This is a genomic window from Fusicatenibacter faecihominis, assembly GCF_020686945.1.
Lineage (GTDB): Bacteria > Bacillota > Clostridia > Lachnospirales > Lachnospiraceae > Limivivens > Limivivens faecihominis.
Genome location: NZ_JAJEPR010000029.1, coordinates 16,268 through 38,332, shown reverse-complemented (window position 1 = coordinate 38,332; position 22,065 = coordinate 16,268). Strand labels below are relative to the sequence as shown.

Sequence of the window (22,065 nt, the reverse complement as noted above, 5' to 3'; positions counted from 1 at the left end):
TTCCATGTCTTCTGTGTTGTACCATCTTCTTCCATTACATAAGTATCGGTATCAACATCACGGAAATTTACAACTACATCTACAATCTCATCTTCTACAACCGGCTCTTTTACTTTCTTTACTTCAACTGTCGGATAGTTAGTCACTCCAGAATATACGGTTCTTACCAGTGTCTCTGAGTCTGCTAACTCATATCCATCAGGAACTTTTACTCCACTGAGATCCATCTCAGCCTCAGTTGCTCCCAGTTTGAAGGTATAGGTTGTATTCCATGTCTTCTGTGTTGTACCATCTTCTTCCATTACATAAGTATCGGTATCAACATCACGGAAATTTACAACTACGTCTACGGTCTCATCTTCTACAACTGGTGCTTTCACCTGCTTTACATCGACTGTTACAGTGTTATCACCATTATTATATACAGTTACTACGTCTGGTGTTGTTACTGCCTCATATCCTTCCGGAATTGCAACTCCACTGATATTTGCCAATCCTTTTGTTGCCCCTTGTTTAAAAGTGTAAGTTGTGTTCCATCTTTTTTCTGAACCAGTAGCATCCACTACCATGCTACCTGTACCTACATCATAGAAATTTACAGATACATTGATAGTTACGTCTTCAGCCGGGACTTCCGGTATGGTATCTGTAGCAGCATATGAAGTAACATCATCATAGCTAACAGCATCACCTGTAGCTGATACTCCCATTGTACTTGTCAGTACAAAGGAGGTGGCTAGCCCGAAGGCCAGTACATTTTTTAGTTTCTTATTCATGCGCATAACTAAAAAACCTCTCTTTTTTAAATCTCTCTCTTAATGTATTTATTTGTCTCCTTGTCGAAATTACCCTTCATCATCCTCCTCCCCCGACAAAATGCGATCGGCCTTAAGCAATTTTTTACATAATCGCTTATGCTGATACATTCTGATTATAATTCTTAATTTTACAAACGTCAACTATTTTCGTTATTTATAAATCTACCCCCCCCCGATAATTTTTTTTGCTTAGTATTACTTTTATCTGAACTTATAAACACCAAAATTTAAAAACCAGAACAATCAACTTTTGAGATATTTTATTCTGCTTTCCATCAAAAAAGCCCCAGGTCGAATGCCTGGAGCCTCTCTGTATTCTTCTTGTATTTCGTTGTTTCTCCCTCTAATCTGCCTATCTCACCATATCAACTTCATTTTCCAGCAGCTCCATGTATTTCACACGCTGATTCTCTGGAATTTCAAGGGCATCCATCGCCTGCACCAATGTCAGTTTCAATGTTTTCATAAGGCTTTTCACTGCGCTCAGTTGAGCGGATTCCTGCCCAATCTCTTTTCCTAATTCTTTACCTAATTCTTCTCCCAACTTTTGTCCCAGCACTTTTCCTTCTTCCTTGCTGGCCTCCAGTTCATCTTTCATCAGTTCCATCAATGCTTCACATACCATACTGCCCTCTCCTTTCATTCGTTCTCCGTTTGCTTTCATGACAACCTGCATAACAGCCGTATATAAATTATCGGACCGCTTTCCTTTGTAATCCTCCAGAAGCATTTTTATTGCTTCTTTGTTTTCTAATTTGTTAGTCAAGCTGTAAAGCCACAAATTTTTCTTTGGGTTCAATCGTGAGATTACAATTACCTGGATAGGTATTTTGTCTCCGATTACATAATAAATGCCTTCTTCCGGGTTCTCTATTGTGTAGCCCCGCTCTTTTTCCAGATGACACAGCATTTTTCGCGGATATCCTGTTGATACGAAAGTGATTGTCAGTTCTTCCACAGGAATTTCATTTTCCTGGCCTGTATCCGCTTTGTAAAAGCATGCATATCCATACACTTTATAGAAATCATCAATTCCAAGATAATCCGTCGGACTCTTATACTCCACGATATTATACTTGCGAAAAATTCTCCCGATATTTTTCTCGATCGGTTCCTCTGTTTTTTTCTTAATGATCAGCACATCAATCTCCATTGGCTTCTTGCTCAACTGATACTCGCTCTGAAAGCTCAGTTTCTCTGATTCTTTTCTCAGCTCAACCTGTACATCCGCAAAAAACGTTGGATGCCATTGAATGAGATCCACTTCTTCCTGTCGTTTCTCTTCCAAAAAAGACTCCCTTCACTTTGATGCGTCAGGAGCTCTCCCCCTTTGAAAACCCCTGCCTGTAAATAAATTGGATTTAAAAGCATGAATTTTCTGATGGGACAGACCTATGGTCTGCTGTTTGATTTAATAAAATTAGATTTGAGTAAAAGAAATAAAAGAAAAAATATGCTTTTTCATATCTTAACATACATAATGTATTTTTGCAATATCCATAAATTATTTTTTATTTGTTTTATAAAATTTTTCTTTTTATTTTGTTTTAGAATTTTTCTATTGTGTCCTATGATAGGACGCAATAATTTTAAATGTATCGTACCATTATACTGGTATAAAGAAAGACCTGACAGGGGAGCTGTCAGGTCTTTCGAGGGGAGTATAAATAATTAATAAGGGGTCTGTAAAAAGAATTTTTGAAGGGTAAATTCTTCTACAAGTAAGATTATAATATAATTTGGAAGAAAATGCAATCATTATTTTTCCAAATTGGGAAAAAGCCCGATTTTACGGTGTTTTCTGGAGTTTAGTCCAAGTGGAAAACCTCTTTGAGATCGATGCTCACGGGGCTGTTGTCCGGGTTGGTTTCCATAATATCTGCCATGAAATCCCACCATTTCCGGTTGATGGCGGTGTCAGCTCCTTTGGCCCAGCGCTCCTCATCCTCGATCTCGATGTAGCCGAAAAGAGTCAGCGTTTCTTTGTCCAAAAAGATGGTGTAATTCTTTCCGCCATATTCATGGATCATGTCCTTCATCTCCGGCCAGAGCTGATTGTGACGCTTCTCGTACTCGGCCTCCTGGCCCTCATACAGTTTCATTTTAAATCCTTTAATCATTGTAAAACCCTCCTTGAACATCTCATTCTTATCCCTGGTAACTCTCCGGATATTCAAATTATACCTGTTCTTTTTTTCCTTTACAATCCTTTTTTCATCAGTAAATCGCATAGGGAATATTCATAAGCTCCGCAGCGCACCTTTGCTTCCACAGACACATCGCTTCCACGTTTTCCATGGTAAACGCCCATGCCGCGAAGAATCGGTTTTCCATTGGAAATGGCGAAATGGAAGGGGCCGTCATGGCCAAGAATCATGGTATTTCGGTTGAAATCAGCCGCTACGATTTCACAGAAGCTTCCGCCCGCATCGCAGAAATCGGCAATCTTCATAGCCAGAGCTGTCTTGATATCTCCCTCACCGGCGCAGGCGATTCCCTGGGCATTAAGAAGAGAGAAGCCCACGATAAACCGCAGATCTCCCGTACGTCATCGATGTTCTTTTTTGTAATATCAGAAAGATATTCTTTGATCGTTTTCAGATTTCCAACTTTTAAATCATCCGTCCGTTTAAACAGTTCTTCCCCATTGACTACTTGTAGTTTTTTGTTCTAAACTCAAGGAACATTTTATCATCTACATTCTGCTTATTTTATTTAAAATAATAATCATATTCTTTGTAAAAGTCAATTTATTATTATGATTCTGCAAATTATTTCCAAAATTATTTATTGATACAGTCAAAAAAACACCGCCTCCAGGCATTCCCCCAGGGCGGTGCAGATTTTTACCGTTTTAGATAAAATACTCAATCGTATGCTCGCTCGTCAGCATAGTTTTGTTGTTGAAGAGGAGCACGGCTTCCCTAAGCTTCCAAGGCCCGAAGGCGTAAAAGGTCAGGGTTTCTTTGTTGAAATAGGATTCCGGGACCTTGCGGTTATAGGTGAAGGGGTGGGTGTTATCTAGTTCAACCCCCAGGCAGTCTTCCGTCAGCTCCTCCTCGTAGTAAGGGTCGAAAACCAGAATCTTATCCTCCTCAATACCGGTGAGCAGTACATAATGCTCCACCTCGTAGTAGAGGCGGACGACAGCCACGCCGCCACGATGAAGAGCATCGTTGATCTGGCTCTCCTGGCCCACATATACACTCTTGCCGGAGAGGTAACGGCTGGAGAGCGGCAGCTTCGCCACCTTGCCGAAGCCGTTGAGCCAGTTGCTGAGAAACATCATGGCAGCCCGGGAGGTACCGTTTCCGCCCGGCCGTCCTTCCTCATTATAGCAGTCCAGACAGTAAATCATAATATTTCGTACGATCTCCGCGGGAAGATCCTCTCTTTGAAAGAGATAGCTCATCGCATTTAAAACGGTCGTGGGACCGCAGTCAAATTCTGACACCTGATAATGAAGCGGAATTTTCATCCTATGCCCCTCCTTATTCTCCCAAAATCAGCTCTTCTACGAGAGCCGCGCCCTTCTCCAGATCTTCCACTGTGGTATATTCCCTCGTGGAATGGGGCTGATACATGCCGCAGGAAAGCACGATTCCGCGGATTCCATGCTCCGCGAAGGTGTTGCAGTCGCTGCCGCCGAAGGTCTCCGTCAGTTCCCCGAAAAGACCCAGTTTTTTCGCCGCCCGGCGGAAATTTTTCACGGAAGCCTCCTCTTCCCCGGTGTGATAGGCCACCAGATTGATGGAAACCTCGTCCTCCAGAGAGCCGCCTGATTTTTCCGCTTCCTCCCGGAATACCCGGCGGACCGCCTCCATATAGGAGAGGGCTTTTTCGTGGCTGTAGCTTCGGATCTCGCCCTCCACGATGCAGCTCTCCGGCACGATATTCGTGGCGGTACCGCCGTGGATCAGGCCAATATTCAGTGTAGTGTCCTCCTCCACATGCCCCTGGGGAAGGCGGGCAATTGCAAGGGCCGCCGCCGTCACCGCATGGATGCCTTTTTCCGGCTCAAAACCCGCGTGGGCTGCCTTTCCATGAATTGTGAGCACAAAGGAAATGAGGGACGGAGCCTGAACGGCCGCGCTTCCCACCGGACCGGAGAGATCCAGCACATAGGCCTCTTTGGAACGGATCTTTGAAAAGTCAAAAACCCGCGTGCCTTTTGTATACACTTCCTCCGCAATGGGAAAAAGGACCTCAATATCCCGGTGAGGCTTTCCGGATGAAAGCACCCGGCGGATGCCGCCCAGGATCTCCGTAAGACCTGCCGCATCGTCTGCGCCCAGCACCGTCGTTCCATCGGATGTGATCCTGCCATCTTCCTGAAAAACTGCTTTTTTTCCGATTCCCGGCTCCACCGTATCCATGTGGGCGGAAAAAAGAACGGGCTCCCCGGAAAGAGAGCCCTTCAGAAATCCGTATACATTTCCTGCATTGCCGCCGTAATGGCTTCCTGCGTCATCCTCTTCTGTTTCAAACCCCAAAGCTCTCAGTTTTTCTTTCAGAAGATCGGCCATCCGGCGTTCGCCGAAGCTTACGGAGTCAATCTCCGTAAACCCGGCAAACTCTTCTAAAAGCTCGTTTCTCACTGTCCGCAGGCTGCCTTGAACTCTGTCCAGTTCTTGTTGTAGGCCTCGTCAGCCTCTGCGGATACGTTCTGGATGATCTCACCCTTGGTAACAGAATCCGGAACCACCAGATCCGGATTTACCAGGTCATCTGCTGTCTTGACGGTGTTGTAGTAACCGATATAATCCATGCATTTCGCTGCATTTTCCGGCTCCAGGATATAGTTCAGGAACTCGTTGGCTGCTGCCTTGTTCGGAGCCTCAGAGGGAATGAAAGCGCCCATGATACCGAAGCCCAGGCCCTCTTCCGGGTAAACGACCTTGAGGTCCGGATTCTCAGCCAGAACCTGAGTTACCTGTGATGTATACAGGAAAGCCACAGAAGCCTCTCCGTTCAGAAGAGAGTTCTGGGTGTTGTCATCCTGGATCAGACGGATATTCGGAGCCAGCTCCAGAAGTTTCTGTCCGGCCTCTTCGATCACGCTCACATTCTCCTCATTCATGGATTTTCCCATGGAAAGAAGGGTGATTCCATTGATAACGCGGTAGTTTGCGGTGATGGCTACCTGGTCTTTGAGCTCCTCGTTCCAGAGGTCAGAGTAGCCTTTGATCTCGAAATCCACCAGATCCGGATCGTAAACGATCAGCGGAATGCCGGCGCCGTAGGGAACGGTGTATTTGTCATCCGGATCGTAGAACTGTCCCTGATAAAGAGGATTGATATTTCCAAAGTTGGTGATGGTATCTTTGTCCAGCTCGCTCACAAGACCTTCGCTGACTGCCTGCTCGATGATGTAGTCATCTGCAACGATCACGTCGTAGTCGCCGCCCTTTGCCTGAGAAAGCTTCTCCAGCATGGTCTCATCGGTGTCAAAGTTGGAATAGACAACCTTAATACCAGTCTCTTCGGTAAAGCCGTCCAGCACTTCCTGCGGGAACATATTTTCCCAGGTGAAAAGCACCAGCTCGTCGTCATCTGCCATAGCGGTCACTCCGAAGACAGAAAGGGCTGTCATGGCGGTCAGCATTGCTGCGATCATTCTTTTTTTCATTTGATTTCCTCCTCATTCTCGACTTATTTATCTTGAACCTCTGCTCTTTTTCTGAAAGAGAGAGGAAACAAGCTCCACCAGGATCACAACCGTCAGGATCACCGTACAAAGGGCGTTGATCTCCGGCGTCACACCGGTTTTCAGCTGTGTATACACTTTGATGGGCAGGGTTGACAGCTTCGGTCCGTTTACAAAAATACTGATAACCACGTCATCGAAGGACATGGCAAAGGCCAGCACACAGCCGGATAGAACCGCCGGCATGATGAGCGGCAGGGTGATATCCCAGAAGATTCTTCTCGGGGAAGCGCCAAGGTCCATGGCCGCCTCCTCCAGCGATTTATCGATGCCCACCAGCCGGGCTTTCACCATCATGTATACATAGGGTATACAAAATGCAGAGTGGGCCAGAACCAGGGTCAGCATACCAAAAGGCAGGTTCAGCAGGGAGAAAAACGCCATGAACACCATTCCGAGGATGATCTCCGGCACCATGATCGGCGCTGTGGAAAGGTACTCCATCATTCCCTTGCTCTTATAATTGACTCTCGCCATTCCGATGGCTCCCAGAGTGCCGATGACAGCGGCCACCAGGCAGCTCACGCCTCCCAGGATCAGACTGTTTTTCAGCGCTTCGATCAGGGCCGCGTCGTGGAAAAGCTCCTGATACCAGCTTAAGGTAAAGCCCTTCCAGGAAACCGTCAGCTTGGAATCGTTAAAGGAAAAGATCACCACCATGATCAGCGGCAGGTAGGTGATGGCCATCACCAGCCCCAGATACAGATGTGAAAACTTAAATTTTTTCTTTTTCATCAGAACAGTCCCTCCAGATCTTTCACATGGGTGATCTTCCGGTAGAAGAAGATCATGAGGCTGGTCAGAATCGTCAGGATCACGGCCAGAGCCGCCGCGAAGGGCCAGTTGCTTCCGCGGGTCAGCTGATCCTGGATCAGGCTTCCCACCAGGACGATCTTATTTCCACCCAGAATATCTGCGATGAAGAAAAGGCCCATGGAGGGAATAAAGGTCAGGATCACACCGGAGAGCAGACCCGGCAGGGTCAGCTTCAGAGTCACAGTGAGAAACGCCTTAAAAGGAGAAGCGCCAAGATCTCTCGCCGCCTCCACCAGAGCCCAGTCCATTTTTTCCACGCTGGAATAAACGGCCAGGATCATAAACGGAAGGAGGGCGTAGATCATGCCGATCAGTACCGCCGGATAACTATACAGGAGTTTCAGCGGTTTGTCGATGAGGCCGAGCGCTTTTAAAACGCCGTTCAGAATTCCTTTTGCCTGCAGAATGATGATCCAGCCGTAGAGGCGGATCAGGGAGCTGGTCCAGAAAGGCACCATAATGAGAAACATCATGCGTTTTTTGCCTTTCTCGGAAAGCTTCGCCATAAAATATCCGAAGGGATAACCGATGAGCGTCACGAGGATCGTCGTCGCAAAGGCCAGCTCAAAAGACTGGACAAAGCATTGGAGGTAAACCGGATCTGTCATTTTCCGGTAATTATCCAACGTAAAGATCCAGCGGAAACCGTAGCCGTCGCCATTATTTGTGGCAAAGCTCACGGCCACCATGTAGATCATGGGACCCAGCACAAAAAGCAGGGTAAAAAGGTACAGCGGCGTGATGAGAAGCCACCATCTGTTTTTCTTCTTCATCCCTTACGCCTCCATGTCCACGAAAACCGCGTTTTTCGGCTCCCATTCGAGGTAGACCTGATCTCCGGTATCGTAGTCGAAGTTGATGCCGTGGCGGCTCACCACTACTTCTTCCCCGTCATGAAGCTTCACAACAATACGGAGCATGCCTCCGACAAAAGTTTTCTCCACAATGGTTCCCGTAAGACCGTAGGCACTCTTCGGCTCTTTCCAGACGCTGATCTGCTCGCTGCGGACAGCCAGCGTCTCGGTGGAACCTTCGGAGACAGAAAAATGCTCTTTGTCGCAGACCATCGTACCGGAACTGTTCCGAAGCACTACGGTATCGCCGGAGATTTTCTCCACGGTTCCTTTCAGGACGTTGGCGGAACCTACAAAGGAAGCCACATAGCTGGTCTTCGGATGATCGTAAACCTCTGAGGGACTTCCGATCTGCTCAAACCTGCCATCCCGCATGACCACAATCGTGTCGGACATGTTGATGGCCTCCTCCTGGTCGTGGGTGATATAGATAAAGGTGATGCCCAGCTTTTTCTGCAGCCGTTTCAGCTCATGCTGCATCTGGCGGCGAAGCTGCAGGTCCAGAGCGCCCAAAGGTTCATCGAGAAGCAGGACCTTCGGGTTGTTGATGAGGGCTCTTGCGATGGCCACACGCTGTTTCTGTCCGCCGCTCATCTCGGAGGGCATTCGTTTCTCAAAGCCTGCAAGCTGTACCAGCTCCAGCATCTCGCTGACGCACTTTTTGATCTCCGCCTTTCCTACCTTCTTGATCTTCAGACCGTAACCGATGTTATCTGCCACATTCATATGGGGAAACAGGGCATAATTCTGAAAAACCGTATTGACGTTCCGCTTCTCGGGACCGTCGTTTTTCACGTCTTTTCCCTCCAGGAGCACCTCTCCTTCATCCGGAGTTTCAAGGCCTGCAATGATACGGAGCGTCGTGGTCTTGCCGCAGCCTGAGGACCCTAAAAGAGTGAGAAATTCTCCCGCTCTCACGGAAAGATTGATGCCTTTCAATACGGCTACGTCGCCGAAAGTTTTCTTTATGTTTTTCAGTTCCAGTACCACTGGCTTTTCTCTGTAGCTTTCTTCTTCCATTTTCTTCCTTCCCGAAAAAAATCCATCCTGCGGACGGATTTTCCTACTGATTTAGTGGGTATTCTATCATCTGTGTTTTCCAGTGTCAAGATTCTTTCTATTGAAATATACTATCAATAGCTATAGGAAAAAACTTTCCCTGGAGTTCGCTCCAGACACAGAAAAATCCCTGCCAGCGCCGGAAACGCTGACAGAGACTTCGTTGTCCCGAACGTAATTAGTTCGGAGGTATTATATCCTATTTATTTCGTAATGTAAAGATGCCAGGGGCAAAAGATCAAAAAGCCGTTCATGCTTGCATGATAAGGCTTTTGAACTTGGAATCCGAAGCGGAGCGGAGACCTTGTGGGAGCTGCTTTGCAGCAGAGCAATTCATAGGCATCAGCATTACTTCGTTAAAAGATCTTTATGATACTGTAAAGTGTACAGCTGGTAATAGCTTCCATGGGCCGCCAGGAGTTCCTGGTGGTTTCCCTGCTCCAGAATCTTTCCTTTGGAGAGCACGATGATATTGTCCGCGTGCTGAATCGTGGAGAGACGGTGAGCCACGATGAGCATCGTTCCGATGTTTCTCATCTTCTCCAGGGAATCCTGAATCAGAAGCTCGGTCTCCGTGTCGATGTTGGCCGTGGCCTCGTCGAGGATCATGACCTCCGGCTCATGGATGATCGTCCGGGCAAAGGAAAGAAGCTGCCGCTGGCCGGCGGAGAAATTGTTTCCTCTCTCCCGCACTTCCTCATCCAGCCCGTTTTCCAGCCGGTTGATAAAATGATCCGCATTGACGTAACGGCAGACCTCCTGGATCCGCTCGTCGGAAATACCCTCCTCCCGAAGGAGAATATTGCTCCGGATTGTGCCTGAGAAGAGGAAGACGTCCTGAAGCATCTGTCCGAAATGTTTCCGAAGGGAAGCAATCTTGATCTTCCGGATATCCACGCCGTCGATGAGAATCTGGCCCTTCTGGAACTCATAGTTCCGGCAGATCAGTGAAAGGATCGTGGTCTTTCCGGAACCGGTGGAACCGACGAAGGCCACGGTCTCCTTCGGATTTACATGGAAGGAAACGCCTTTGAGCACCCACTCGCCGGGCACATAGCTGAACCAGACGTCTTTGAACTCGATCTCGCCCCGGACCTCGGTGAGCTCCACCGCATCCTCCGCGTCGGTGAGCTTGAGCGGCAGGTCGATGATCGAGAAGACCTTTTCTGCGGAAGCAAAAGCCGACTGCAGCCAGTTGAACTGCTCCGCCAGGTTCTGAATCGGGTCGAAAAATTTCGAGATATACATATAGAAGGTAACGATCGTTCCGCTGGTCAGCGTCTGACCCAGGAACTTCGTATTTTCAATATAACCTTTTCCGCCTAAATAGAGGAGACAGAGCACGGAACTGATGTAAAGCATATACACCAGCGGCCGGAAGATACCAAAAACGAAAATCTGCTCCCGTTTTGCACGGCCGAGGGCATTGCTTCTCTCTGTGAACTCTTCTTTTTTCACATCCTCCCGGTTGAAGATCTGGGTGATCTTGATGCCCGAGAGGTTCTCGGAAAGGTAGGTGTTGATGTCTGTCGTGCAGTCCTTTACCTTCCGGTAGGCCTTTCTCGTGAATCTCCGGAAAATCACGGAAAACAGAATGATGAAGGGCACAAAGCAGAGCACCATCAGCGTCAGCTCCACGTTCAGAAGGAGCATGGCCGCCAGAATACCGAAGATCACAAAAAAGTTCTTCAGAAGGTTTACCAGAAGGTTGGTAAACATCAGGGAGATCGCATTGGTATCATTGGTGGTACGGGTGACAAGTTTTCCCACCGGAATCTCATTGAGCTGCTCGTGGGAAAGAGCCTCGATATGGGTAAAAAGCTCTTCTCTCATCGTTGAGATGATCTTCTGGCCCGTTTTCTGCAGGATGATGGCCTGAAAATAGGAGCAGGCCATGGAGATCAGCAGGATGGCCGCGTAGGCAGCCACATAGAGAAAAAGTGTATTCAGTGGAAAATCTCCCACCACCAGCTCCTCAATCTGACCGACAATCAGCGGGGAAATGATGCTGTAGGCGATCGAAAACAGCATGAGAAAGCCCACGAAAATGAACTCTTTTTTATAAGGAGCGGCGTATTTTACGAGGCGCTGCATGATCTCGCTGTCTTTCATGTTCCGTTCAAAGCCCATGGCTTCTTTCTTGTCCTTCACGAGACCGTAGGCGATCAGAAGAAGCAGGGATATCGTGCCGATGATGCCGCCCACCAGCAAAAGCGGATAGTAATTATGCATTTGTCTCACCTCTCTCTTCCTCTTCTTCCAGTTTCTGGAGGTCTACCATCTTCCGGTACTCCTCACAGGAAGCGTAAAGCTCTGTGTGCGGACCCACGGCCTTCACCTCACCGTCATCCAGGAAGATGATCTTGTCCATCTCCTCCACGGTGGAAATCCGGTGAGCAATCAGGAGGATCGTCCGGCCGGTCTGTTTCTTGAGGTTATCGAGAATGATCCTCTCGGTTTTGGTATCGACAGCAGAAACGGAATCATCCAGGATCAGCACCGGCGCATTTTTCATCAGAGCCCGGGCAATGGAAATTCGCTGCTTCTGTCCGCCAGAGACAGTCACGCCACGCTCTCCCAGAATCGTCTCGTAACCATCCTTGAAATCAATGATATTTTCGTGGACGTCCGCCATTTTCGCAGCCAGCTCCACCTGACTCTGGTCCGCCTCATCGAAGGAAAAGCCGATGTTTCGCTCGATGGTATCGGAAAAAAGGAAGCTGTCCTGGGGCACATAGGCGCAGCCCTCCCGGACCGAATGGATCGTCAGATCGTTGACATCCTGATCGTCGATGAAAAGGGTGCCGTCTTTCACATTGTAGGTCCGAAGAATCAGATCCACCAGCGTGGTCTTTCCGGCTCCTGTTTTTCCCACAATTCCCACCCTCTCGCCGGGATTGATCACGAAGGAAACATTTTTCAGAACATCGTACTCCCCGCCGGGATAGCGGAAGGTCAGATTCTTAAACTCAATCTTTCCCTTGATGTGCTCGATTTCTTTCGCGCCGGGGCGGTCTTTCACATGAATCTCCGCATCCAGAAGCTCACTGACACGGTTTAAGGAAGCCTTGCCTCGGGAAGTCTTCTCAATGAGCATGGCCACAGCCATGATGGGCCAGACAATGGCGGAAAAGTAACCGATGTACTCCACCAGCTGACCGGCGTTGAATTTTCCCTGGTAGACCAGGTAGCCGCCATAGCCTAAGATCACACAGATCACGGACTCCACGAAAAGCGTTACCATAATGTTAAGAAGCGTGGAAATCCGGGTGTAGGTCACGTTGATGTCTTCGTTTTCCCTGTTGAGTTTCCGGAAAGCGTTGAGCTCCTTATACTCTTTCACAAAAGCCTTGATGACGGCGATGCCGGAATAGCTCTCCTGGGCAAAATCAGAGAGATCAGAGAAAGCCTGCTGCCGCTCCTCCCATTTTTTTACCATGACTTTGCCAAGTCCGCTTCCCACTACCAGCAGAAAGACCATGGGGATCAAAGAAAGCAGGGTCAGAAGGTGGTCCATCCGCCACATCTTGATGATAGCCAGAAGGCCGAGAAGCATGGCGTCGAAGAACATCAGAACGCCGTCACCGAAGCACTCCTGGATCGTGTCCAGATCGTTGGTGTAAAGGCTCATGAGATTTCCTACCTTATTGACCTGGTAGTATTCCTGAGAGAGCATGCGGCTGTGGTCGAACATCTTGTTGCGGAGATCGGTCTCCGTCCGGACCGCTGCATTGAAGAAACAGACGCGCCACAGGAAACGGCCGAAAACCATGGCAAGAATGATCCAGATCATCGGCAGACAGATCTTATCCAGCAGAACGTCCATGGTGAATGCCATGGTCTGTCCGTCAACGACAACCTCGCCGCTGTTGGTGCCGTTGATCACCATGCGGTAGAGCTCCGGCACTTTGAGCTGAAAAAAATCAACCAGTACCAATGCGGCCAGTCCGAGAAGCAGAAGAGGCGCATTTTTGAGGTAATACCGGTTGATATACTTTCCGAATATCATTTGTTTGTCCCCCTGTTATAAAGTTTTATAGTAATACTATACCATGTATCAAATGAAATACAAGCCCTCGAGTCCGCTCCAGGTATTAGGAAAACGTTTTCTTTTTTATGTAGAAAACACAGATTTTTCACACTTTCATGCGCTGCTTTAATATAATTTTTTATTGACAATTCCCACTGTTTTGATATAAAATCCAAAGTAACCAAGATACTTTATTGTTGAAGAACATGCGGAAAAGCTTTTCCGCAGCTGCAAGAAAGGAAGTGCCGCCACTATGCCCACAAAAGGAAAAACCTGGTCCCCCACCAGACGTGAACAGGATGTTCTGGAAGTCCTCTGGAACGGTGAAAAGCCCATGACTGCCTCTGAGATCGTAGGCGCAAACCCTGATCTGACCATGAACACCGTTCAGGCCGTTTTAAGAAAGCTCCTCGGCCAGAAAATCATCGAAGTAGCTGACATCGTTTACAGCGGAACGGTTCTCTCCAGAAGCTACCGTCCCATCATCTCTCATGACGAATTTATCGCATCTCAGTTTTCTCAGGATCTGGAACGCCTGAACAAAACCATTTCCAAGACCGCTCTTCTCACCACCCTTTTCGACGCGGAAACCGACCGCGAGCGGGTGAAAAAAGAGATCGAAGAACTGGAACAGATGCTTGCTGAATATAAGAAAAAGTTATAAAAAACACCTCCGGTCATATTTGACCGGAGGCATTTTTTTGCTTTTTACATGATAGCAATACGGGCGTCAATGTACTGGATCAGAGTCTGAATCGTGCCATCGATGCCGAGTCTGCTGCTGTTGATGGAGAGATCATAGTTCCGGGAATCTCCCCAGGCGATCTCACAGTAGCGGTTGTGGTACTGTTTTCTTCGTTTGTCCTTTTCTTTCATGAACTCCCGGGCTTCTTTTTCGGTCATATTGTAATACTTCATGACACGCTCTGCCTTCTTGCTGATGTCGCCGCCCACGAAGATGGACACCAGGCATTTGTATTCCCGGAGGATGGTCTCGGAGCAGCGTCCTACTACCACGAAGGAATCTCCTGCTTTGGCTTTTTCACGAAGATACTCAAACTGCAGATTTGCCACATTCTGCTCCGGAGAGCTGTTTAAGCCACGGACCGTGCGGTACAGGAAACGATTCCATTTTACCTCGTCGTAGGCTGTCAGCTCATCGCCGTTTAAGTTTTTCTTCGCTGCGATCTCTTTTAAGAGGTCGTGGTCATACATGGTCAGGCCGTAATGATCCGCCAGGCCCTGGGCGATCTCATGACCGCCGCTTCCGAACTCACGTCCTACAGAAATGATCAGCTGTTTCTTTTTCATACGAATCTCCCCCTTACTTTTATAGATATCTCACATAAATCATAACGAGGGATACTGCAATGACGATCACCGTAGCCGGTGCCATGGCCTTACAGTATTTACCCCATTTGATGATATGTCCTTCTTTTGCTGCGGTAGCGATACCGACAACGTTTGCGGAAGCTCCGATGGGAGTGGCGCTTCCTCCGATATCCGTTCCCATGGCCAATGCCCAGGAAAGAATCGTGATATCAATACCAGGAGTGGTTGCTGCCAGGTTGGTAATAACCGGGATCATTGTTGCTGCAAACGGAATGTTGTCGATGAAGGCGCTGGCAACCGCGGAAACGATGACGATAATCGCAATCATCAGAGCGATATTTCCGCCGCTGACTTTCTCAATGATACCGGCAAGAATCTTCAGGACACCAGTCTGCTCCAGGCCTCCTACAACAACGAAAAGGCCGATAAAGAAGAGAAGCGTCTGATAATCGATCTTCTTTAAAAGTCCCGGGCCTTCTTTTCCGGCCGCGATCAGGGTAGCTGCCGCAATACAGACACCGATAGTGGAAACCGTAAGTCCGGTCTGGGCGTGAGTCACCAGAAGAACCACTGCAAAGAGGAAGATCACGGAGCTGGCGATAAAACCGCCTTTGCTGGTGATGGCTTCCGCCGGGTCCGGATACTGGGACGGGTCTTTTTTCGCCGCGCCGTTTTTCTCCAGCTCTTTGTGGAAGATGAAATAAAAATAGATTACCACAACAACCAGGGCTATAACTGCAATCAGTCCGGTGTTCTTGATGAAATCCATAAAGGTAAATCCTAAGGATGTACCGATAATGATGTTAGGCGGATCACCGCACATCGTAGCGGAGCCTCCCAGGTTCGCGCAGAAGATCTCAGAAAGGATCATCGGAACCGGGTTGAATTCCAGGAGCTTGGAAAGCTCGATGGTTACGGCTGCCAGGAACAGGATAACCGTGATACTGTCGATGAACATGGCCAGTACAAAGGATAATACCATGAAGGTCATAAAAATAGGGATGACCTGGTATTTTACCAGCTTTGCGAGACGCATGCAGAGCCAGCGGAAAAATCCGACTCTTGCCATACCTTCTACCATAATCATCATTCCGGCGATGAAAATGATCGTCTGCCAGTTGATGCCTGAGGAAGCCTCAGAGGACTCTCCGGCGGCATACCAGAAGGCCGTGGTGAAAATGCTTTTCACATTCAGTGTTTCCCAGACTGCGCTCATGCTCCGCATACCGAGTCCGAATACCAGGACCAGTGTCAGCAGGCCGCAGCCCAGAGTGATCAGATGCCTGTCCCATACTTCCAGAATAATCAGGACAAACATGGCCAGGAATATGATCAGTGCTAAAATCTGTGCTGTCATTTGTTTTTCCCTCTTTTGTTATTATATTTCTTTCAGGTACGAAGTTTTCAGAAAGCCCTGTCTTCCTTTTGCTCCGTCCTGACTGTGAATATAGAGGACGACCATAAAACCTTTCACCTTATCCACCTCGATATTGTTTTTCCGTTGATTTATCCACATTTGGGCGTCATTTTTACCCCTCATACTGTTCAAAAAAATCCACCAGACCGGTGAGAGCCTTCTCCAGCACAGTGAGTTCGTCTCCCTCCAGCTGCCGCATGATCTCTTCCGTCATCCGGCGGTGAAATTCTGCATGATGTTCGTAGGCTTTTTTGCCCTTCGCCGTCAGATGGATGTAAACCACCCGCCGGTCCTTGCCACTCCGCTCCCGTTCCGTGTAGCCTTTTTTCACCAGGCCATTCATGGAAGTCGTGAGAGACCCCACCGTAATATGCAGAGCAGCCGCAATATCTGACATTTTCTGTCCATCCAGGCCCACGGCCTCAATGATATGCATATCGTTATAGGTAAGATCTTTAAATTCTCCCGCAGTCAGCGCGCTTTTTTCCAGCTGCCAGACCTCATTAAACAGATGGACCAGCACATCATTTATCACTTTCCCGTTTCCCACACTCTGCTCCTCCCTGTTCAGCGGGGCTTCGCTTTTTTCGCTTCTGCCCCTCTAATATTCATGGATTATACCACAATTTCCTTTTTTTGCATACGGAAATTTTTATTTTGTGCGGAAGCGCTCCCAGCGATGAGCGAGAAGCTCTTCCTCGGAAAAAGTCCCGTAGGTGTTCAGAAACAGACGGATTCCTTCCCGCATGCGGCCGGCCCTGAGCGGAAGGTTTTCCAGGGTGAGAGGCCTCTCCTCGGGAATCACTTCCTCCACCATACCCTGTTTCTTCAGCTGATCGGCAGTCAGGCCCATGACTTTTGCGGCCTCCCGGGCTCTGGAGCTGTCCTTCCACAGAATCGAGGCAAAGCCCTCCGGGGAAAGAATCGAATAAACCGCATGCTCCACCATCCAGACCTCGTCCGCCAGGGCAAAGGCCAGAGCTCCGCCGCTGCCGCCCTCTCCTATTATTATAGAAAGAACAGGAACCTTCAGGACGGAAAGCTCATAAAGGCTCCGGGCGATGGCTTCCCCCTGCCCCCGCTCTTCTGCTTCCATGCCGCAGAAGGCTCCCGGCGTATCCACGAAAAACAGAACCGGCCGGTGAAATTTTTCTGCCTGCTTCATGAGACGCCGGGCTTTCCGGTAGCCCTCCGGGGAAACCATACCGAAATTGCGTTTCACATTTTCTTTCGTGCCGTGGCCTTTTTCCTGGGCAATGACCGTCACAGGCTGTCCCTCGAAAAAGGCCAGGCCGCCGATGACCGAAGGGTCGTCCCGGAAACAGCGATCTCCATGAAGTTCCAGGAAACCGTCGAAAAGGAGGGGCAGGAAATCTGCGCTTCGCGGCCGTTCCGCCGACCGGGCCAGAGTGACATGATCCCAGGCCTCCAGTTTTTCTGCGGGGGTGCGGCGGGCGAAGACGGTGGAGAGGGAGTGGCGGAGGGATGAGATGCGGGCGGCTGGTGTGACAAATACAGTTGCAGTCGAAGCAGGATCTGGAATCAACGATTCCGTTTCGGAACCTGTCTGAAAGCATTTTCCATCCGATGGCAGCTTTTCTGTCTTTGCCAAATCTTGCTCTTTCCATGGTATTTTTGCTGCCCCGCCATGCAGCCTCAAAATCCGCTGCAGTGTCTCCTTCATCTCTTTCCTCTCCACAATCCCGTCGAGGAAACCGTGCTCCAGGAGAAACTCCGAGCTCTGGAAGCCCGCCGGGAGCTTCTGGCCGATGGTCTGCTCGATAACCCGAGGACCTGCAAAGCCGATCAGAGCGCCAGGCTCCGCCAGAATAATATCCCCCAGCATGGCAAAACTCGCCGTTACCCCGCCGGTCGTGGGATTCGTCAGCACGTTGACCGAGAGAAGGCCGGCATCGCTGTGGCGGCGAAAGGCCGCAGCCGTTTTTGCCATCTGCATGAGGGAGGTCATACCCTCCTGCATCCTGGCCCCGCCGGAGCAAATAAAAAAGATCACCGGCAAGCGGTCTTTTGTTGCCCGTTCCACCGCTCTGGTGATCTTTTCTCCCACCACTTCCCCCATGCTCGCCATGAGAAAGCGGCTGTCGCAGACGCCGAAAACCGTGGGAAGCCCGTTGATCCGGCCTTTTCCTGTGAGTACGGCCTCGTCAAGGCCGGTCTTTTCCCGAAGATCCGCGATCTTATCGGGATAGCCTCGATAACCCAGGGGATTTTTTTCATTGAGATCGGTGTCCCACTCCTCAAAACTCCCCTCATCCAGCATCTGCTCGATCCGGCGGCGGGCATGCATCCGGAAATAGGTGCCGCACCGCGGGCAGATATCCAGATTCTGTCTGGCCTCCTCCACAAAAACCGCTGATCTGCAGACCTTACACCGCTTCATGAGTCCGTCGGGAATCTCCGGGTTCCTTTTCCGCAGGATTCCAATGTTTACAGTCCGTTTAAAGTTCTGCTTAAAGTCCATTGCTGATTCCTCCGATCCTGTGTGTGTTCAGAAATTCAATGTCAAAGTTTCCGGCCTGGTAGTCCGGATCGCTCAAAATCTCATACTGGTAGTCGATGTTCGTGTCGATGCCGTCAAGAATCGTCTCCCCCAGGGCGCTCCGCATTTTCGCAATAGCCTCGGCCCGGTCTTTTCCGTGGACGATAAGCTTTGCCACCATGGAATCGTAGTAGGGCGGCACCTGATAACCGCTGTAGATTCCCGTATCCACCCGGACTCCGTTTCCCCCTGGAAAATGAACCTCAGAAATTTTTCCTGGAGAAGGACGAAAGCCTTTCTTGGGATTTTCAGCGTTGATCCGGCACTCGATCGCATGGCCGGAAAGCTGTACTTCCTTCTGCGTCACAGACAAGGGCAGTCCGGAGGCAATCCGAAGCTGTTCCTTCACAAGATCAAGCCCCGTCACAAATTCCGTCACCGGATGCTCCACCTGGATCCGTGTGTTCATCTCCATAAAATAAAACTTTCCGTTTCCTTCCAGCAGAAACTCAATCGTTCCGGCATTGACGTAACCTGCTGCCTTCGCCGCTCCCACCGCCGCCTTTCCCATGACTTTCCTGAGTCTCGGGGAAATGGCAGCCGAAGGGCTCTCCTCGATCATTTTCTGGTGATTCCGCTGGATAGAGCAGTCCCGCTCCCCGAGATGAATCACATGGCCCTGGCTGTCCGCCAGAATCTGAAACTCGATATGGCGGGGATGCTCCACAAAATGCTCGATGTACATCGTACCGTCGCCGAAGGCAGACTCTGCCTCTTTTTTTGCCGTGAGGAAGGCCTGGGAAAATTCTTCCCTCGTCCAGGCCGTACGCATGCCCTTTCCACCGCCGCCTAAAGCCGCCTTGATGATGACGGGATAGCCGATCCGATCCGCTTCTTTTGCGCCCTCTTTTTCATCCAGAATGGGATGATCCGTTCCGGGAATCACCGGGATTCCGGCGGAAACCATCGTATTTCTGGCAACCTGCTTGTTTCCCAGAGCCCGAATCACCTCGGAGGAAGGACCCACGAAGGTAAGGTTACATTTCTCACAGACCTCTGCAAAGCGGGCGTTTTCCGATAGAAAGCCGAAACCCGGATGGACGGCGTCCGCTCCGGTCACAAGGGCCGCACTTAAGATGCGCTCCATATTGAGATAACTGTCTTTGGAAGGCGCCGGTCCGATGCAGACCGCTTCGTCCGCCAGCTGTGTGTGGAGGCTGTCCTGATCCGCCTCGGAATAGACGGCCACCGTCGCAATTCCCATTTCCCTGCATGCCCGTATGATGCGGACAGCGATCTCGCCCCGATTGGCGATGAGCAATTTCTGTATCATATCCTCACCTTTGTCTGTCAGCCGACCATAAAGGTCAGCTCTGCTTTTACTGCAAGTTCTCCGTCTACCGTTGCAATAGCTTCCCCGATGCCTAAGGGGCCTTTTTCCCGGATGATCCGTGTCTCCAGACGGATTTTGTCACCGGGGCGGACCTTCCGTTTAAAGCGGCACTTCTCAATCCCGCCAAAATAGGCGATTTTCCCCTGATTTTCCGGCTTGGAGAGGATCGCCACCGCTCCGGTCTGGGCCAGGGCCTCCACAATCAGGACGCCCGGCATCACCGGCTCCTCCGGAAAATGCCCCTGGAAAAAATCTTCCCGGAAGGTCACACATTTGTAGCCCACCGCATATTTTCCCGGCTCGTAATCCTCGATAGCATCCACCAGAAGGAAGGGATGGCGGTGGGGAAGAATGGCTTCGATTTCTTTGACATTCAAACTGTTCATATCTTTCCTGCTTTCTGTTCTGCATTTGTAACGATTCAATGACAAGCAGATTTTTCTGTGCTTTTCATCCACACAGCCGCTCACACAATCCGGAAAAGCGGCATTCCGTACTCGACGCTCTCGCCGTTTTTCACATAGACTTCCGCTACCGTTCCGTCGAAATCGCTCTCGATCTCGTTCATCAGCTTCATAGCTTCCACGATAGCCAACACCTGGCCTTTTTTCACCGGATCACCCACCTTCACATAGGGGGCTGCGTCCTGGGAAGGTGCCGCATAAAACGTGCCTACCAGCGGCGATTTGACCAGTTTTCCTTCCGGCGGCTCCTCCTTTTTTCCGGAAACGTTTTCTCGGAGCTCTGTCTCTGAAACTGCCGGAGTCGCTGTCAGCACGGCTTTTTCCCCGCACTGGATCGAAAGCTTCAGCTCTTCTGTTTCATATTCAAAAGAACTCAAGGAAGAATCGGAGACCTTGTCGATGAGCCGCAGCATTTCTTCAAAATTCATGCTTCTTCCTCCTCGTAAGCCTTCAGAAGAATGGTGGCGTTGTGGCCGCCAAAGCCCAGGGAATTGCTCATGGCATAGCGGATGTTCCGCTCTTTCGGTGCGCCGATCGTGTAATCGAGATCCATCTCGCCCTCGGTTTCGGTCGTTCCCATGGTTTGATGGATGAAGCCCTCCTGAAGAGCCTTGACGCAGACGATACACTCCACACCTCCGGCCGCTCCCAGAAGATGGCCCGTCATGGATTTCGTGGAATTGATGGAAACTTTTTTTGCCGCCTCCCCAAAAGCTGCCTTGATGGCCCGGGTCTCAAAAAGGTCATTGTGAGCGGTACCGGTGCCGTGGGCGTTGATATACTCCACTTCCTCCGGCTGCACTCCAGCCTCCTCCATAGCCAGCGTCATCGCTTTGGCCGCGCCGCTTCCATCCTCCAGAGGAGAGGTGATGTGGTAGGCATCGGAGGTTGCTCCATAGCCCACAAGCTCCGCCAGAATCTTTGCCCCCCTCTTTTTCGCATGGGAGAGCTCCTCCAGAACCACAATACCGGCACCTTCTCCCAGCACAAAACCGGAACGGTCTTTGTCAAAGGGAATCGAAGCGCGAAGGGGATCCGGGTTCGTGCTCAAAGCCGTGAGGTTCGTAAATCCAGCTACCCCGGTGGGGCAGATGGCTCCCTCTGTTCCTCCAGCCAGGCAGATGTCCGCATCTCCGTACTGGATCGCCCGGAAGGCGTCCCCGATGCAGTGAGTTCCGGTGGCGCAGGCCGTCACCACATTCGTGCATTTTCCTCTGGCTCCCAGAGCGATGGAGATGTTTCCCGCCGCCATATTTGTGATCATTTTCGGCACCAGCAGGGGATCTACCCGGTTGGGGCCCTTCGTTATGATTTTCTCACCGGCTGCTTCCATGGCCTGGAGGCTCCCCACGCCGGAGCCGACGATGACGCCCACCCGGTAGGGATCCTCCGCTTCCATGGAAAGGCTGGCATTTTCCACAGCTTCCAGAGCCGCAGCCACAGCATACTGGGAAAAAAGCTCCATTCTCCGGGCCGCTTTCGCGTCCAGCCGGCTCTTCGGGTCAAAATCCTTCACTTCCGCCGCGATTTTTACTTTATAATCCGTCGTATCAAATTTCGTGATCGGTCCGATGCCCACCTTTCCGGCCCGCACGCCTGCCCAGAAAGCTTCCGCGGTGTTTCCGATGGGAGTCACCGCGCCCAGACCCGTCACCACAACTCTTCGTTTCATCTC

Annotated in this window: 21 protein-coding genes; 1 reads left to right on the top strand and 20 read right to left on the bottom strand. The window is 50.0% G+C overall.

Going from position 1 to position 22,065, the window contains the following annotated elements; translation table 11 throughout:
- From LKD71_RS13705 to LKD71_RS13650, 12 genes are all read right to left on the bottom strand, one after another.
- Positions 1-782: hypothetical protein (locus LKD71_RS13705; protein WP_227615894.1), on the bottom strand; the 782-nt coding region annotated here is incomplete at its 3' end.
- 388 nt (positions 783-1,170) lie between these two features.
- Complete coding sequence (locus LKD71_RS13700) at positions 1,171-2,106, bottom strand: 3-isopropylmalate dehydrogenase (RefSeq protein ID WP_227615893.1); 936 nt, start codon at positions 2,104-2,106, stop codon at positions 1,171-1,173.
- Between the two features lie 520 nt (positions 2,107-2,626).
- Complete coding sequence (gene rhaM, locus LKD71_RS13695; RefSeq protein ID WP_178047195.1) at positions 2,627-2,938, bottom strand: L-rhamnose mutarotase; 312 nt, start codon at positions 2,936-2,938, stop codon at positions 2,627-2,629.
- An 80-nt stretch (positions 2,939-3,018) separates the two neighbouring features.
- The gene (locus LKD71_RS13690) at positions 3,019-3,342 is read right to left on the bottom strand and encodes a hypothetical protein (protein ID WP_227615892.1); all 324 of its coding nucleotides are present in this window, start codon (positions 3,340-3,342) and stop codon (positions 3,019-3,021) included.
- A 330-nt stretch (positions 3,343-3,672) separates the two neighbouring features.
- Entirely contained in the window at positions 3,673-4,296 is a 624-nt protein-coding gene (locus tag LKD71_RS13685) for a papain-like cysteine protease family protein (protein WP_178047194.1), read from the bottom strand.
- 13 nt (positions 4,297-4,309) lie between these two features.
- Positions 4,310-5,416 carry a M20/M25/M40 family metallo-hydrolase gene (locus LKD71_RS13680; protein ID WP_227615891.1) on the bottom strand — a complete coding sequence of 369 codons (1,107 nt, stop codon included), beginning with the start codon at positions 5,414-5,416 and terminating at the stop codon, positions 4,310-4,312.
- Positions 5,413-6,447 (bottom strand): polyamine ABC transporter substrate-binding protein, encoded by a 1,035-nt coding sequence (locus LKD71_RS13675; RefSeq protein WP_227615890.1) that lies wholly within the window; start codon positions 6,445-6,447, stop codon positions 5,413-5,415. The genes LKD71_RS13680 and LKD71_RS13675 overlap by 4 nt, the downstream gene beginning before the upstream one ends.
- Before the next feature lie 27 nt (positions 6,448-6,474).
- Positions 6,475-7,260 (bottom strand): ABC transporter permease, encoded by a 786-nt coding sequence (locus tag LKD71_RS13670; RefSeq protein ID WP_178047191.1) that lies wholly within the window; start codon positions 7,258-7,260, stop codon positions 6,475-6,477.
- Entirely contained in the window at positions 7,260-8,114 is an 855-nt protein-coding gene (locus LKD71_RS13665) for an ABC transporter permease (protein WP_227615889.1), read from the bottom strand. Before LKD71_RS13665 ends, LKD71_RS13670 begins: the two co-directional genes overlap by 1 nt.
- Positions 8,115-8,117: 3 nt before the next feature.
- Entirely contained in the window at positions 8,118-9,215 is a 1,098-nt protein-coding gene (locus LKD71_RS13660) for an ABC transporter ATP-binding protein (protein ID WP_227615888.1), read from the bottom strand.
- A gap of 387 nt (positions 9,216-9,602) precedes the next feature.
- Entirely contained in the window at positions 9,603-11,486 is a 1,884-nt protein-coding gene (locus tag LKD71_RS13655) for an ABC transporter ATP-binding protein (protein WP_227615887.1), read from the bottom strand.
- Complete coding sequence (locus tag LKD71_RS13650; protein WP_227615886.1) at positions 11,479-13,263, bottom strand: ABC transporter ATP-binding protein; 1,785 nt, start codon at positions 13,261-13,263, stop codon at positions 11,479-11,481. Before LKD71_RS13650 ends, LKD71_RS13655 begins: the two co-directional genes overlap by 8 nt.
- A gap of 274 nt (positions 13,264-13,537) precedes the next feature.
- On the opposite strand from LKD71_RS13650, the gene LKD71_RS13645 reads away from it, so the two are divergent.
- Positions 13,538-13,948: a BlaI/MecI/CopY family transcriptional regulator gene (locus tag LKD71_RS13645; protein WP_178047186.1), complete on the top strand. Its 411-nt coding sequence runs from the start codon at positions 13,538-13,540 to the stop codon at positions 13,946-13,948.
- Positions 13,949-13,992: 44 nt separating this feature from the next.
- Here the strand turns inward: LKD71_RS13645 and LKD71_RS13640 are convergent, their stop codons facing one another.
- From LKD71_RS13640 to fabF, 8 genes are all read right to left on the bottom strand, one after another.
- Entirely contained in the window at positions 13,993-14,595 is a 603-nt protein-coding gene (locus tag LKD71_RS13640; RefSeq protein WP_227615885.1) for a cytidylate kinase-like family protein, read from the bottom strand.
- Between the two features lie 19 nt (positions 14,596-14,614).
- A complete protein-coding gene (locus tag LKD71_RS13635; RefSeq protein ID WP_227615884.1) occupies positions 14,615-15,973 on the bottom strand; it encodes an ArsB/NhaD family transporter in 1,359 nt (452 codons plus the stop codon).
- Between the two features lie 172 nt (positions 15,974-16,145).
- Positions 16,146-16,583, bottom strand: coding sequence for a MarR family winged helix-turn-helix transcriptional regulator (locus LKD71_RS13630; RefSeq protein WP_227615883.1), 438 nt, complete (start codon positions 16,581-16,583; stop codon positions 16,146-16,148).
- A gap of 102 nt (positions 16,584-16,685) precedes the next feature.
- Complete coding sequence (gene accD, locus LKD71_RS13625; protein WP_178047182.1) at positions 16,686-18,515, bottom strand: acetyl-CoA carboxylase, carboxyltransferase subunit beta; 1,830 nt, start codon at positions 18,513-18,515, stop codon at positions 16,686-16,688.
- Positions 18,505-19,866, bottom strand: coding sequence for an acetyl-CoA carboxylase biotin carboxylase subunit (locus tag LKD71_RS13620; RefSeq protein WP_178047181.1), 1,362 nt, complete (start codon positions 19,864-19,866; stop codon positions 18,505-18,507). The genes accD and LKD71_RS13620 overlap by 11 nt, the downstream gene beginning before the upstream one ends.
- A 17-nt stretch (positions 19,867-19,883) precedes the next feature.
- Positions 19,884-20,312 (bottom strand): 3-hydroxyacyl-ACP dehydratase FabZ, encoded by a 429-nt coding sequence (fabZ, locus tag LKD71_RS13615; RefSeq protein WP_178047180.1) that lies wholly within the window; start codon positions 20,310-20,312, stop codon positions 19,884-19,886.
- Positions 20,313-20,392: 80 nt separating this feature from the next.
- Complete coding sequence (accB, locus tag LKD71_RS13610; protein ID WP_178047179.1) at positions 20,393-20,818, bottom strand: acetyl-CoA carboxylase biotin carboxyl carrier protein; 426 nt, start codon at positions 20,816-20,818, stop codon at positions 20,393-20,395.
- Positions 20,815-22,062, bottom strand: coding sequence for a beta-ketoacyl-ACP synthase II (gene fabF, locus LKD71_RS13605; RefSeq protein WP_178047178.1), 1,248 nt, complete (start codon positions 22,060-22,062; stop codon positions 20,815-20,817). The genes accB and fabF overlap by 4 nt, the downstream gene beginning before the upstream one ends.
- Positions 22,063-22,065 lie beyond the last annotated feature (3 nt).